This is a genomic window from Tenacibaculum salmonis (assembly GCF_041053065.1).
GTDB lineage: Bacteria > Bacteroidota > Bacteroidia > Flavobacteriales > Flavobacteriaceae > Polaribacter > Polaribacter pacificus_A.
Map to the genome: position 1 here is coordinate 1,756,267 of NZ_JBFCVV010000001.1, position 14,930 is coordinate 1,771,196.

The window sequence follows — 14,930 nt, forward strand, 5'->3', positions numbered from 1 at the left end:
CCGATTTTGATATACCTTATCTATTTACCGTCATGCTGAATTTATTTCAGCATCGCATCAATAGGAGAACTGCGACAAATCAGAATGCGAACCTAAAATAAATTCAGGTTGACGGATTCGATGCTATTTTAACACGGCGCTTAATTGGTCTTATTGTGAATTATTATTGTTTTTTAACTGCTTGTAAAACTTCATTAAAAGCGTCCCAAACTTGCTGATTTTCTTCTAAATCAAAATCCATTTCTTCGCATTTTAATTTAAAAACTTCGGTAGGTACTAATTCTTTTATTGATGTTGCATCTGCTAATAATTCTTCAATTCCTTTAATTTTTCGTTGATTTTTTAAAGTGATTTTTAATATTTCAAAATCGTATGCTTCAGAAGCTATTTTTAATTCATCGGTTTGTATCGTATTATCTTCATCTAAAACAATTTCTACCCAAGGTTTTAATTGATACGAATTCGAAACAATACTCGGGAATTTGGCGATACAATCTTCCATACTTCCTTTTAGTTTGTAAAACTCTCTAAAATTAGGAATAATAACATCTTCAATATTGGTGATTTTATTTGCTGATACATCTAAAACAATGATTTTTTTATCATAATTAATTTCACTGAAACTTAAAATATTTGGAGAACCTGAGTATCTAATTTTATCATTTTCGCCAATTATTTGAGGTCGGTGTAAATGCCCTAAAGCCACATAATCAAAATAAATTGGAAAATCTTGAGCGCCAATATGCCCTAAAGTTCCTACGTAAATATTTTGTTCGCTATCGGAAATAGAACCACCGATTGCAAATAAATGTCCCATAGCAATAACGGGTGCATTGCTAGTATTTATTTTTTCAGATTGATTTGCCGCCGATTTATAATGATTAATTAAAGCTTTTTTATATTTATCAGTTAGTTCATCGAATGATTCACCTGCTACGGCACGCCTAATATCGCCATCACGCAAATAAGGAACAGCCGCTATGATAATTTTTTCATCATTTATATCAATTTCAAAAACTTCATCAGCAATATTTTCGGTGGCTTTACCAACTACTTTTATTGATAAAGCATTTAATAATTCTTTGGGAGCGTTTAATGTTCCTGGCGAATCGTGATTTCCACCTGTAATAATAATTTGACTACAAGTAGTCGATTTTAGCTTTATCAAAAAATTATAATACATCGCTAAACTTTGATTAGACGGCGAACCGTTATCAAAAATATCACCTGAAATTAACAGCAAATCTATTTTTTCATTGCTGATATAATTTTCTATCCAATTTAAAAATAACGTTTGCTCTTCTAGTTGCGATTGTTCGTGTAATCGATGTCCTAAATGCCAATCGGCAGTGTGAAGTATTTTCATTTTATTGATGTTTAACTACTATATTTTTTATCTTGTAAATAGGTAAAAATACGTTATATCAATATCTTTTTTAATCAATAATATTTATTAATTTTGACAAAAATTTCATGAAAAAATAATAGTAAATTATTCCTATATTTCTTAACTTTCATAAAAGGTTATTCGTGTCTTTTTTTTCATCTTTGCGCCTTGAATAATAAACAACTAATTTTAATTATTAAATTATAAAAAAATGTCAATATCAGATTTATATTCTACTGGAAAACACAAACAAGAACTAGGACACTTTGCAAGTGTTGTAAAAATTGCAAAAACTGATGGAATTATTTCAGAAGGAGAACAAAAATTATTAGATAGAACGGCTACTCGATTAAACATTGATGCAACAGAATATACTAATGTTTTAAAAAATCCTGAAAAATACCCTGTAAATCCTCCTGCAAATTATGATGAGCGTATTGAGCGTTTATATCGTTTAACTAAAATGGTTTTTGCAGACGGACAAATAGATCAGAAAGAAGTATCGCTTATGCAAAAAATTGCTGTTGCTTTACAATTTCCTACAGATAATGTTGAAAAAGTTTGTAATGAAGCAATCCATTTAGTAAATAATGATAATGATTTAGATGATTTTACTGCAGCTATCAAAAAAGTAAATGCGATTTAATCTTATTTCATTAAATATTAATTAATAATATAATTATACCCCCCCTTTTTAATGATAAATAGAATTTTACTTATTACACTTTTTTGTTTTTCAATCAATTTATGTTCACAAAATTTAAATGATTCATGGCAAATAGGTGCTGGTATAGGAATTACAAAGTTTAGTGAAAGTGATGGTGCTGTTATTGGTGATACCAATATGTTTCAAGTACCTGTACTTAGTTTAACAGTACCTGTTAGTAAGCATTTATCAGTTAATGGTGCAATGTCTTTAAGTGTTATTGATAATATTGGTATTATGGAAAATTCTGTTAATTATTTTTCTATGGATGCTTCGTTACGTTATAATTTTGATGCTATCTTAAATAAATTTAGCCCGTATGTTTTTGTAGGAGGAAGTGTCGTTGATTCTGAGTTAAGATCAACACCTACTTTAAACATTGGTACTGGTGGAATTTATTGGTTTACCAATACAATTGGGCTTAACCCACAAGTTTATTATAAATATTCGGCAGATAGCTTTGAAAGTATGCGTTCTCATATTCAAGCTACTTTATCTTTAGTATTTAAACTAAAATCGAATGGTCGTAATGGTCGTAATGGTTCAAAATCAAGACCTGATTGTTATTATAATAAATACTAAAAAGCTTTTCCAAATATAAAAAAATGCCACTTTGTTATAAAGTGGCGTTTTTTTATATTATTATTTTTGATGTCTTTTTAAGACAATTTATCTATTGCGTTTTTAATTCGCTGTAAAGTATTCTCTTTACCTATCATTGTCATAATATCAAATAAATCAGGACCTGCTAATTTACCTACCAAACTCAAACGAAGTGGTTGCATTACTTTTCCAAAACCAATTTCTTTTGATGTTATCCATCCTTTAATTTCGGTTTGAGCATTTTCTATTGTAAAACCTTCAATGTTAGAAATTACCGTAATTAACTCTTGCATTAATTCACCAGTAGTTTCTTTCCATTGTTTTTTGGTTGCTTTTTCATCATATTCTGATGGATTTTCAAAGAAAAAACTTGATAATTCCCAAAAATCAGCAACAAACGTAGCACGCTCTTTTATTAATGATACTATTTTTTCTGTAAAAACAGCATCTGCTTCAATTCCTTTTTCTTTAAGAATAGGTAAATATAAAGCTGTTAATTCTTCGTTTGATTTTGTCTGTAAATATTGCTGATTAAACCAGTTTGTTTTGTCTGGACTAAATTTAGCTCCCGATTTACTAACTCTGCTTAAATCAAAAACTTCAACTAATTCTTCTAATGAAAAAATTTCTTGCTCCGTACCAGGATTCCATCCTAATAAAGCTAACATATTTATAAAAGCATCGTTAAAATAACCGTCTTCTTTATATCCTCTAGAAACATCACCAGTTTGTTCATTGGTATATTCTAATGGAAATACAGGAAATCCTAATTTATCACCATCACGTTTACTTAATTTTCCTTTTCCTACAGGTTTTAAAATTAAAGGTAAATGTGCAAATTTTGGAGCTTTCCAATCAAAAGCACGATATAATAAAATATGTAATGCCATTGATGGTAACCATTCTTCACCACGAATAACGTGCGAAATTTCCATTAAATGGTCATCAACAATATTTGCTAAATGATAGGTTGGCATTCCGTCTGATTTAAACAAAACCTTATCATCTAAAACATTAGTATCAATTTTAATTTTTCCACGGATTTCATCCTCAAGTATTAAAGTTTCATCTTGTGGCGTTTTAAAACGAACAACGTATTTATCACCAGCTGCTAATTTAGCTTCAACTTCTTCTGATGAAAGTGCTAATGAACTGTTTAATTTTTGACGATTATGCCAATTATAAGTAAACGTTTTTCCGTTTTCTTCATGATTTTTACGATGAGTATCTAACTCTTCAGCAGTATCAAACGCATAATATGCCCATCCTTTTTCTAATAAAATATTGGCATATTCTTTATATAATTCTTTACGTTCTGACTGACGGTAAGGTCCAAATTTTTCATTATTATTTGGTCCTTCATCAAAAGGAATATTACACCATTCTAAAGCATCAACTATATATTGTTCGGCATTTTTAACATAACGAGTTTGGTCGGTATCTTCAATACGTAACACAAAAGTTCCGTTATATTTTTTAGCAAATAAATAGTTAAATAAAGCGGTTCTTACACCACCAATGTGTAAAGGTCCTGTTGGGCTAGGAGCAAAGCGTACTCTTACGTTATCAGTCATTTTATGTTGATTTGAAGCTACAAATATAGTTTTATGTTTAGAGAAACGGAAAGAGAAAAAAGAAAAGAATAAAATAAAGAAATTTGCTAAGTAAACTCCTATATTTTAGAAGCTATAAAAACTTTATAATTTATAATAAAATCCAAAACTAATAGCGGGTACTTTGGCTACATTATATCCTGAAAAAGCACCACCTAAAGCCAAATTTGTTCCAAATTTATCGTTAATTTCTCCTATAAATTTAAGTCCAAAACCTGAATAACTTTGATTATTAATATACAAACCTGTATTTAAATTTTGAGTTGGCACTACAATATTGCCATTATTTAAAGAAGCTACCCCATCTAAAAAACAAGCAATCCATAACCAATCAAATGTTTTATAACCTATTTCTCCACCTAATTTATAATTGCTACTATATTTATTGGTACGAATATCAAAACCTGTAAAAGCTTGAATATACCATTTATCAAATCCACGACCTGCTAAAAATAATGGAGTAAAGCTCCAAGCATCATAACCAGTTCTTAATCCTGAAATTTTATCATAAGTTCCCGTATTAGCTTCAACGGCTAGTTGACCTGATAAAAGCCATTTTTTCTTATAAAAATTATGTTTTACACCTATTTGAATATTTCCTAATGAATTATTACTTGTTGATATTACTCCTTTTGATGTTGTTAATTTAAACGGTAAATTTACCAATAAACTTGTTTTTTCTGAAAGCCCATATTCTCCATAAAACTGTAAAGTATTATCTGATATTTCATTAGATAAATCTATTTGAGGCTCTCCAAAAAGTGTATTATAATTAGAAATACTCGTATAAGATAACTGTGTATATCCTTTTGATTTTTTTTGAACCCAAGGACTTTGAGCCAAAAGATTAAAAGACACTGTTAATAATAATAAAATAGCTGTTTTTTTCATTAAGATATTTTTGTTAAAAGATTTTTGATTAGGTTTTAATACTTTAGTAGTAAATAACAAAAAAATCTTACAGAAATATTTACTTAAATTTTCCTTTTAAAAATAGTACTTTTATAAACTGATATGGAGAATTTTAGCAAAATAGAACAAAAATTACAGCTGTTTAGTAAAAAATACTATACAAGCGAATTAATAAAAGGAAGCATTTTATTTATCTCATTAGGTTTAATATACCTTTTATTTACTTTATTTATAGAGCATTTTTTATGGCTTAAACCCAATGCCAGAACTTTATTATTTTGGTTATTTATAATTGTACAATTATTTTTATTGATACGTTTTATCTGTTTTCCGATATTTAAAATTATAGGATTAAAACAAGGAATTTCTTTTGAAGAAGCATCAAAAATAATAGGAAATCATTTTCCTGAAGTACAAGATAAACTTTTAAATCTGCTTCAATTAAAACAAAATGACACTAAATCTGATTTATTAATAGCAAGTATTAATCAAAAATCAGAAGAAATACAACCTATTTCTTTTAACAAAGCAATCGATTTTAAAACTAATATTCGCTATTTAAAATATGCGTTAATTCCGCTAATTATTTGGGGATTATTTTTTTTAACAGGTACTTCTCAACAATTATCTGAAAGTTTTAATCGAGTTGTAAATCATTCGGTAGCTTATAAAGCTCCTGCCCCTTTTTACTTTAATATCACCTCAAAAAATTTGACTGTTATTAAAGAAAAAGACATTACTGTGTACGTACAAATAACAGGAAAAACTGTTCCTGAACAAGTAAAAATTCATTTTAATGAACAACAATATTTCTTCAAAAATGAAGGAAATGGTTTGTTTTCTTACACCTTTACACAAGTACAAAAACCTGTTAATTTTTATGCAAGTGCAAATGGTATTACTTCGGATTTATTTAAAATAGCGGTAATAAATACGCCTTCGATTCAAAATATTTCATTGCATTTAACGTATCCGAACTATATCAAAAAGAAAAATGAAATCATTAAAAACACAGGAAATATAATTATTCCACAAGGAACAATTGTAAAATGGGCAGTTAAAACTTCTGAAACTGATAGTGTTCATTTACTTTCAAATAACAAACGATTTCCTTTTTTAAAGGATAAAAAAAATAAATTTCAATTCAAAAAACAAGTAAAAAAAGCACTCAATTATCAAATTACAACGACCAATAAAAATTTAAAAGATTACGAGAAATTACAATTTTCAATTGGGGTTACTAAAGATGAACATCCAACAATTAATGTAAAATCTAATATTGATAGTATATCGCGTGGAAATGCACAGTTTGTAGGGCAAATTTCTGATGATTATGGTTTCAAAAAATTAGAATTAGTTTATTATGATAAAAATAATAGTCAACAAAATCAAAAAATTAAAAGAATAGAACTTACTAAAAACACCTTGCAAACGTTCTTTTTTGAATTTCCTGATAACTTGAATTTACAAAAAGGAATTAACTACGAAATGTATTTTCAAGTGTTTGATAACGATATTATCAACGGTAGTAAAAAGACTAAAAGTCAGAAATTTTCGTATCAACAAAAAACAAAAAATCAAATTGAAACGGAACTTTTACAAGAACAACGTAATCATATTGAAAATTTAGAAAAGTCTTTAAGGAAGCAAAAAGAAGAGAAAAAATCGTTAGAAAAAATTCAATTTGAGCTTCAAAATAAGAAAAATGTAAACTGGAATAATCAGAAAAAAATTGAAAGTTTAATTAAGCGTCAAAATCAATATAAAAAAATGATGCAACGACAAACTGATAATTTAAAAGAAAATTTTTCAGAGAAAAAAGAGAAAAATGAAGCCTTACAAGAAAAGAAAGAAGACTTAAAAAAACGAATTGAAGAGCTTAAAAAATTAGATAAACAACAAAAATTACTAGACGAACTTGAAAAGTTAGCTGAAAAATTAAATAGAGAAGATTTACTTAAAAAAACTAAAGAATTAGCCGAACAAAACAAACAACAAGAAAAAAGTTTAGAGCGTATTTTAGAAATGACCAAGCGTTTTTATATGGAACAAAAAATGCAAAAAATAGCTGATAACTTAAAAGATTTATCAAAAAAACAAAAAGATTTAAGTAAAAAAGAAACATCTAAAGAATCTAATAAAAAAGCTTCTGAAGAAAAAATAAAAGAAGAACAACAAAAAATAAACAACGATTTTCAGCAAGTTAAAAAAGAGCTAGACGAACTTAAAAAAGATAATAAAAATTTAAAATCTCCAATGGAAATTCCAAAAATGGAAGATTTAGCGAAAAAAACGCAAGAAGAATTAAACAAAGCAAAAGAAAATTTAGAAAAGAAAAACGAACCTGAATCGAAAAAAAATCAGAAAAAAGCTTCCGAAAAAATGGAAGAGATGGCTCAGAAAATGCAAAAATCAATGCAACAAATGAGCGCAGAATCTGAAGAAGAAAACATGGAAGGTTTGCGTCAGGTTTTAGAAAATTTAATTACTTTTTCTTTTGATCAAGAAGATTTAATGAATGTATTTTCGGAAAGTAATTCTTCGCATCCGAACTTTGGAAAAAACTTGCAAAAACAATTTCAACTTAAAACTTATTTTGAACATATTGATGATAGTTTATTTGTTTTATCAATGAAAAATCCTAAAATATCTTCAAAAATTCAAAATCAACTTTCTTTGGCTCATTATAATTTAGATGAATCTTTAGAAAATTTTGCCGATAATAAATTTCAAAATGGTATTACAAATCAGCGATATATAATGACCGCCGCAAATGCCTTAGCCGATATGTTAAGTAGTACGCTTGACGCCATGAAAAACCCGAAATCTGGTAGCGGAAAAGGAAAGGGAAAAGGGAAATCTTTTAGCTTGCCCGACATCATTAAAAAACAAGGTGAATTAATGAAAAAGATGCAAGATGGAATGAAAAAGAAAAAAGGTGGGAAACCTAAAGATGGTAAAGGAGGTAAAAAGAAAGGTCAAAAAAATGGTGAAGGCGAAGGACAAAGTGAAAAATTAAATGGAGAATTGTATCAAATTTATAAAGAACAATCGCAATTAAGACAGCAATTAGAAGAAGCTTTAAAACAAGGAAAAGGTGGAAACGGAAATGCTAAAAAAGCGGTAAAAAAAATGGAACAATTAGAAAACGACATTTTAGAAAAAGGTTTTACCCAACAAAGCATTAACAGAATGCAACAATTAAATTATCAATTACTGAAATTAGATAAAGCTACTTTTGAACAAAATAAAGACAAACAACGAAAATCTGATGCTAATTTAAAAGAGTTTGACAACAAAAGTGCTAAAGAATTAAAGTTTAAAAAGTTGTTTTATAACCAAACAGAAATATTAAATAGACAATCATTACCTTTGCAACCTGATTATAAAAAGAAGGTTCAAGAGTATTTTAGCCTTCCTAAAAGCAACAAATAATACTTAAAAATATTATTTTTAAACAACTAAAATAACATGATTGAATTTAATTACGAAACCGATTTTCAACTAAAAAATGAAGAAAAAACGGCACAATGGATTTTAAATTGTATCGAAAAAGAAGGTTTTGAATTAGGAGAAATAAACTATGTTTTTTGTGATGACACCTATTTACATAAAATGAATGTGGAGTTTTTACAACATGATACCTTAACAGATATTATCAGTTTCGATTATACCTTAGGAAAATTAGTTGGTGGAGATATTTTTATTTCAATTGAAAGAGTAAAAGAAAATGCAGAAGAGTTTGATGTATTATTTGAAAACGAATTACACCGAGTTATTATTCATGGCGTATTGCACTACATGAAATACAAAGATAAAACGGATGAAGAAAAACAAATAATGCGTACTAAAGAAAATGATTCTTTAAAACTTTTAAATTTAAACTAAAAATCGTTCCTAATGGAACAGCATTAAAAAATGAGTTTATTTAATACAACATACGATGTAATTGTAGTAGGTGGTGGACATGCTGGTAGTGAAGCTGCCGCAGCAAGTGCAAACATGGGCGCACATACATTACTAATAACAATGAATCTTCAAAATATTGCTCAAATGAGCTGTAACCCAGCCATGGGTGGTATTGCGAAAGGACAAATAGTAAGAGAAATTGATGCCTTAGGTGGTTACAGTGGAATTGTAACTGATAAAACAGCTATTCAATTTAAGATGCTTAACAAATCGAAAGGACCTGCAATGTGGAGTCCTAGAGCGCAATCTGACAGAATGCAATTTGCAGAATGTTGGAGAAATATGCTTGAAAAAACCGATAATTTAGATTTTTATCAAGATGCCGTTAACGGATTAATTTTTGATGAAAATAAAATTGTTGGAGTAAAAACAGCCTTAGGTTTAGAAATAAAAGCCAAAACAGTAATTATTACTGCAGGTACTTTTTTAAATGGATTAATCCATATTGGTGAAAAAACCTTTGGCGGTGGTAGAGCTGGTGAAGGTGCTTCAACTGGTATTACTGAAGATTTAGTTGAAAAAGGTTTTGAAGCTGGAAGGATGAAAACAGGAACTCCGCCAAGAGTTGATGCAAGGTCTTTAGATTTTTCTAAAATGACTGAACAACCTGGTGATGAAAATCCTGAGAAATTTTCTTACTTACCAATTACTGACAAATTAACCACACAACGTTCTTGTTATTTAACATATACAAATCAAAAAGTACACGATATTCTTCGTGAAGGTTTTGATCGTTCGCCAATGTTTAACGGTAGAATTAAATCAACAGGACCAAGATATTGCCCATCTGTAGAAGATAAAATTGATCGTTTTGCTGATAAAGATCGTCATCAAGTTTTTGTTGAACCTGAAGGATGGAATACCGTAGAAATTTATGTAAACGGATTTTCTACATCATTACCTGAAGATATTCAAGACAAAGCAATTCGACATATTGCAGGTTTTGAAAATGTGAAATTCTTGCGTTTTGGATATGCTATTGAATATGATTTCTTTCAACCAACACAATTAAAACATAATTTAGAAACTAAGTTAATTGAAAATTTATTTTTCGCTGGACAAATTAACGGAACTACTGGTTACGAAGAAGCTGCTGCACAAGGTTTAATGGCAGGTGTAAATGCAGCTTTAAAAACTCAAAATAAAGAACCTTTTATCTTAAAAAGAAGTGAGGCTTATATTGGAGTTTTAATTGATGATTTAATTACAAAAGGAACAGAAGAACCTTACAGAATGTTTACTTCTCGTGCTGAATATAGAACCTTATTAAGACAAGATAATGCTGATTTACGTTTAACAGAAATAGCTTATAATCTTGGTTTAGCATCTAAAGAAAGATTAGACAGAGTAACAAATAAGAGAATTAAAACAGCCGCTCTTGTTAAATTTGTAGAAAATTTAAGTGTTAAACAAGATGAGATAAATCCTATTTTAGAAAGCAAAGAACTTAGTTTAATTAATCAATCAGTTAAATTATTTAAAATAGCCACAAGACCACAATTATCATTTAATGATTTTAGAGTTATTGAAAAACTAGAAAATTATCTTCAAGAAAATGATATGGATCAAGAAATAATTGAACAAGTTGAAATTCACTTAAAATATTCTGGTTATATTGAAAAAGAAAAAAATAATGCCGATAAATTAAACCGATTAGAAAACGTTAAAATTCCTGCTAAATTTGATTTTAGTAAAGTACATTCATTATCACATGAAGCTAGAGAAAAATTAAATAAAATTCAACCAACTTCAATATCACAAGCTAGTAGAATAAGTGGTGTATCACCAAGTGATATTTCTGTTTTATTAGTTTACATGGGAAGGTAATAAAATAAAAATTATATTGATAAAAAAACGTTCCATATGGAGCGTTTTTTTTTACGTATTATTGCAATAATAAAGCATCAATATTTAGCTTAGAACATCATAAAAAACAAAAAATTGGAAACAACAAAAGAGCTTTACAAAAATCTTACACCATTATTAAATTGTATCGATCATACGGTTTCTGATGAAAGTTACGAAGTAATGTATAACAAGAAATATGATATGCTTGTTACTTCGCCTGTTCCTCAAAATTTAGAAAATTACTATGTAAGTGATGCGTATATTTCGCATACTGATAGTAAAAAAAGTGTTTTTGATAAAGTTTACCAAGTAGTAAAAAATCATACTTTAAAACAAAAATTAAAATTGATAAATTCTTTTAAATCCGAAGAAAAAACAATTTTAGATGTAGGTGCTGGTACTGGTGATTTTTTAAAAGTTTGTAAAGAAAATAATTGGAAAGTATCAGGAGTTGAACCATCAGAAAAAGCTAGAAACTTTGCTTCAAAAAAAAATATTGAGCTTCAAGAAGATATTTCAGACTATAAAGGAGAACAATTTGATGTTATTTCTCTTTGGCATGTTTTAGAGCATATTCCTAATTTAATTGAATATACAAATCAATTAAAAAAATTATTAAAACCAAATGGTGTTTTAATTATTGCAGTACCAAATTATAAAAGTTACGATGCGAAAAAATATAAAGAATTTTGGGCTGCTTATGATGTTCCAAGACATTTATGGCATTTTTCTAAAATTTCAATTTCTAAATTATTTGCTGATATTGATATGAAAGTAACAAAAATACTTCCAATGAAGTTTGATGCTTTTTATGTTTCTTTATTATCAGAAAAATATAAAAATAATACATCAAAACCAATTAGTGCTTTTTTTACAGGATTAACATCAAATATAAAAGCAAATAAAAATGGAGAGTATTCTTCTTTAATTTATTTGATAAAAAATAATTAAAATTATTTTAAATATATTTTTATCTATTTAAAATAATTAAATACACATTTACATTATTAAAAATAAAAAACCTCTTAAATAACTATTTTAAGAGGTTTTTAATATAGTTAAAATTTATTAATAACCATTTCACTATAGATTTTAATTACTTAACAAATGCATTCCTAAAATTGTTACTATAAAATAAACTCCTAATGACATTGCTCCTTGATAATCTTTTGCAAGTCTTTGACCTATCAAAAGAAAAATTAAACAAAGTGCTGCTATTTGAACTCCTAGTAAAGCTAAATCACCATCTCCCATAGTAATTAAATTAAAAATTCCGATAAACATAAAAGCTCCAGCAATTAATTCCATCACTACAATTATCATTAATAAAAGTGGGACTAAATTTTTTAAAGGCGTATTTTTAAAATGATCTTTAATAAAAGAAACATTACCATTCCAATCGGAAACTTTATCTACACCCGACTGTAAAAAAGTTACAATTAAAAAAAGTAAAATTAAAATTTCTGCTCCGTGTTGTTTAATAATTTCCATAAAATTGATTTTAAGCAAATATACCTTTAAAAGAAAAAAAATATAACATTTAAAAAAAAAAGCGTCTTGTAGTTAGCTACTTCTTTCTGTATCTTTATAAAAAAATTACTAACTAAAAAAATTAAAACTATGTTTAATTATTTGTATCCAATAATACTTATTGGATTATTTATTTTCTTCAAATCATTTTTTACAGTTAAACAACAATCTGCGGCTATTCTAGAACGTTTTGGTAAATTCCATAGTATTCGTCAATCAGGTTTACATTTAAAAATTCCTTTAGTCGATAAAATTTCAGGAAAATTAAGTTTAAAAATTCAGCAATTAGATGTAATTATTGAAACCAAAACATTGGATAATGTTTTTGTAAAACTAAAAGTATCTGTTCAATATAAGGTTATTAAAGAAAAAGTATATGATTCATTTTATAAATTAGATTATCCTCACGATCAAATTACTTCGTATGTTTTTGATGTAGTTCGTGCGGAAGTTCCTAAAATGATTTTAGATGATGTTTTCTTGAAAAAAGATGATATTGCAATTGCTGTAAAATCAGAATTAAATGAAGCAATGATGACTTATGGATATGATATCATTAAAACATTAGTTACCGATATTGATCCTGATGCACAGGTAAAAGAAGCTATGAACCGTATTAATGCTGCTGATAGAGAAAAAACAGCTGCTCAATATGAAGGTGATGCACAACGTATTTTAATTGTTGAAAGAGCCAAAGCAGAAGCAGAAAGTAAACGTTTACAAGGAAAAGGTATTGCCGATCAGCGTAGAGAAATTGCTCGTGGTTTAGAAGAATCAGTAGAGGTTTTAAACAGAGCAGGAATTAACTCGCAAGAAGCATCGGCATTAATTGTAATTACACAACATTACGATACCTTACAATCTATTGGGGCTGATACAAATAGTAACCTAATTTTACTTCCAAATAACCCGAATGCAGCAAGTTCTATGTTAAATGATATGGTAGCTAGTTTTGCAGCTACAAATCAAATAGGCGAAAGCATGAAGGAAAGTAAGAATCTTAAAAAAGACGCATAATATTATGATTATAACTACAACACCTAACATCGAAAATAAACCAGCTAAAGAGTATTTAGGAATTGTTACTGGTGAAACAATTATTGGAGCAAATTTTATTAAAGATTTTTTTGCAGGAATTAGAGATATTGTTGGTGGACGTTCTAGTTCATATGAAAAAGTATTGCGAGAAGCAAAAGATACATCTTTACAAGAAATGCAAGAAAGAGCTAAATCTTTAGGTGCAGACGCTATTGTTGGTGTCGATTTAGATTATGAAACCGTAGGACCAAATGGCGGAATGCTAATGGTAACAGCCTCGGGAACGGCAATTAAATTTTAACTCTAAAAATTAAACATAAAAAAACCGAAACTTAATAGTTTCGGTTTTTTATATATAATTAAAAATACTTATTTTTTATTTTCAGTATTTTCTTTTGTCTCTTCATCTTCTTCGATTTTGGTAGCATCTTTAAATTCTTTGATACCTGTACCTAAACCTTTCATTAATTCTGGAATTTTTTTACCTCCAAACATTAATAAAACTAATGCAACTACAATGGCTATTTGCCATGGTCCAATCATTCCTAAAACTATAGTAAGTGAAATCATTTTAATTAAATTTTACAGTACAAATATACTAAATTAAATTCTGTGTTCAATTACTCCTCCAATTACTTTTTTCTCTTTTAAAATTTCGGGAGTTCCTTTATAAAAAATAGAACCTCCAAAAGAAACTTTAGCGTCCAATGTTTCGCCAGATTGTACTTCTACTTTAGAGCCTGAACCTGCACGAATATAGTTTAAATCGGTAATAGATAAATTATATCCGTGATACATGCCTCCTAAATTAGCCTCCACATTTTGATTTTTAGCAGAACCTGAGAGCTTTACAACAGCACCTGATGAACTTTTTACCTTTAAATGTTTCACCTTAACAACCATGTTTATAAAAGCACCTTCTTGTGCTTTTATTTCAATTGTTGGTTGTTCAATATCTTTTCCAGTAACAACAGCACCTTCATTAGCGTCAATTATTTGTAATATTGATTCATAATAAAGTGTTATTTTAACCTTATTATCAGCTATAGTTTCAGGAAATTTTAAAGATATTTTTAAGGTATTATTTTTACTTTTTACAGTTACCTTTTCTGCTTTTTCTCCTGTAATAATAATTTTATTTTCTGTCGATTTTACTAATACGACATCAATACCATTAAACACTTTCACTATAGAAAATTCTCCTAGTTTTTTTGTTACTGTTGTTTGAGCAGTTGATAAAAATGGCATCAAAATCAAACTTAAAAATATTATTTTTTTAATCATAATTGTTATTAGTTACTTGATAATTTCAATAATTATACCA

The 14,930-nt window shown here is 28.0% G+C and carries 14 protein-coding genes; 8 read left to right on the forward strand and 6 right to left on the reverse strand.

Features of this window, described 5'->3' with window-relative positions; all coding sequences use genetic code 11:
- Positions 1–163: 163 nt before the first annotated feature.
- Positions 164–1,366 (reverse strand): exonuclease SbcCD subunit D C-terminal domain-containing protein, encoded by a 1,203-nt coding sequence (locus tag AB0T67_RS07615; RefSeq protein WP_369219813.1) that lies wholly within the window; start codon positions 1,364–1,366, stop codon positions 164–166.
- A 232-nt stretch (positions 1,367–1,598) separates the two neighbouring features.
- Here AB0T67_RS07615 and AB0T67_RS07620 point away from each other — a divergent pair, with 232 nt between their 5' ends.
- Both AB0T67_RS07620 and AB0T67_RS07625 read left to right on the forward strand, forming a co-directional pair.
- Entirely contained in the window at positions 1,599–2,033 is a 435-nt protein-coding gene (locus tag AB0T67_RS07620) for a tellurite resistance TerB family protein (protein WP_369219814.1), read from the forward strand.
- 51 nt (positions 2,034–2,084) lie between these two features.
- A complete protein-coding gene (locus AB0T67_RS07625; protein ID WP_369219815.1) occupies positions 2,085–2,675 on the forward strand; it encodes a hypothetical protein in 591 nt (196 codons plus the stop codon).
- 77 nt (positions 2,676–2,752) lie between these two features.
- Here AB0T67_RS07625 and gltX read toward each other — a convergent pair whose 3' ends face one another.
- On the reverse strand, positions 2,753–4,270 hold the full coding sequence (gene gltX, locus AB0T67_RS07630; protein WP_369219816.1) for a glutamate--tRNA ligase: 1,518 nt from the start codon (positions 4,268–4,270) through the stop codon (positions 2,753–2,755).
- Positions 4,271–4,393: 123 nt separating this feature from the next.
- Positions 4,394–5,200: a transporter gene (locus tag AB0T67_RS07635; RefSeq protein ID WP_369219817.1), complete on the reverse strand. Its 807-nt coding sequence runs from the start codon at positions 5,198–5,200 to the stop codon at positions 4,394–4,396.
- A gap of 123 nt (positions 5,201–5,323) precedes the next feature.
- Between AB0T67_RS07635 and AB0T67_RS07640 the strand changes: the two genes are divergently transcribed.
- The 4 genes from AB0T67_RS07640 to AB0T67_RS07655 all read left to right on the forward strand — a co-directional run bounded on the left by AB0T67_RS07640 (position 5,324) and on the right by AB0T67_RS07655 (position 11,989).
- Positions 5,324–8,656 carry a DUF4175 family protein gene (locus AB0T67_RS07640; protein WP_369219818.1) on the forward strand — a complete coding sequence of 1,111 codons (3,333 nt, stop codon included), beginning with the start codon at positions 5,324–5,326 and terminating at the stop codon, positions 8,654–8,656.
- Positions 8,657–8,692: 36 nt separating this feature from the next.
- Positions 8,693–9,109 (forward strand): rRNA maturation RNase YbeY, encoded by a 417-nt coding sequence (gene ybeY / locus AB0T67_RS07645; protein ID WP_369219819.1) that lies wholly within the window; start codon positions 8,693–8,695, stop codon positions 9,107–9,109.
- Between the two features lie 30 nt (positions 9,110–9,139).
- Positions 9,140–11,017 carry a tRNA uridine-5-carboxymethylaminomethyl(34) synthesis enzyme MnmG gene (gene mnmG, locus AB0T67_RS07650; protein WP_369219820.1) on the forward strand — a complete coding sequence of 626 codons (1,878 nt, stop codon included), beginning with the start codon at positions 9,140–9,142 and terminating at the stop codon, positions 11,015–11,017.
- Positions 11,018–11,131: 114 nt separating this feature from the next.
- Entirely contained in the window at positions 11,132–11,989 is an 858-nt protein-coding gene (locus AB0T67_RS07655) for a class I SAM-dependent methyltransferase (RefSeq protein ID WP_369219821.1), read from the forward strand.
- A gap of 141 nt (positions 11,990–12,130) precedes the next feature.
- On the opposite strand, the gene AB0T67_RS07660 is transcribed toward AB0T67_RS07655, so the two are convergent.
- Complete coding sequence (locus AB0T67_RS07660; RefSeq protein WP_271231063.1) at positions 12,131–12,529, reverse strand: DoxX family membrane protein; 399 nt, start codon at positions 12,527–12,529, stop codon at positions 12,131–12,133.
- Between the two features lie 129 nt (positions 12,530–12,658).
- Between AB0T67_RS07660 and AB0T67_RS07665 the strand changes: the two genes are divergently transcribed.
- Together AB0T67_RS07665 and AB0T67_RS07670 are read left to right on the forward strand one after the other, a co-directional pair.
- The gene (locus tag AB0T67_RS07665) at positions 12,659–13,585 is read left to right on the forward strand and encodes an SPFH domain-containing protein (protein ID WP_271231062.1); all 927 of its coding nucleotides are present in this window, start codon (positions 12,659–12,661) and stop codon (positions 13,583–13,585) included.
- 4 nt (positions 13,586–13,589) lie between these two features.
- Positions 13,590–13,907, forward strand: coding sequence for a heavy metal-binding domain-containing protein (locus AB0T67_RS07670; protein ID WP_101902192.1), 318 nt, complete (start codon positions 13,590–13,592; stop codon positions 13,905–13,907).
- A 68-nt stretch (positions 13,908–13,975) separates the two neighbouring features.
- On the opposite strand, the gene AB0T67_RS07675 is transcribed toward AB0T67_RS07670, so the two are convergent.
- Both AB0T67_RS07675 and AB0T67_RS07680 read right to left on the reverse strand, forming a co-directional pair.
- Positions 13,976–14,176 carry a Sec-independent protein translocase subunit TatA/TatB gene (locus tag AB0T67_RS07675; RefSeq protein WP_271231061.1) on the reverse strand — a complete coding sequence of 67 codons (201 nt, stop codon included), beginning with the start codon at positions 14,174–14,176 and terminating at the stop codon, positions 13,976–13,978.
- A gap of 33 nt (positions 14,177–14,209) precedes the next feature.
- Positions 14,210–14,890 (reverse strand): head GIN domain-containing protein, encoded by a 681-nt coding sequence (locus AB0T67_RS07680; RefSeq protein WP_271231060.1) that lies wholly within the window; start codon positions 14,888–14,890, stop codon positions 14,210–14,212.
- Positions 14,891–14,930: the final 40 nt, after the last annotated feature.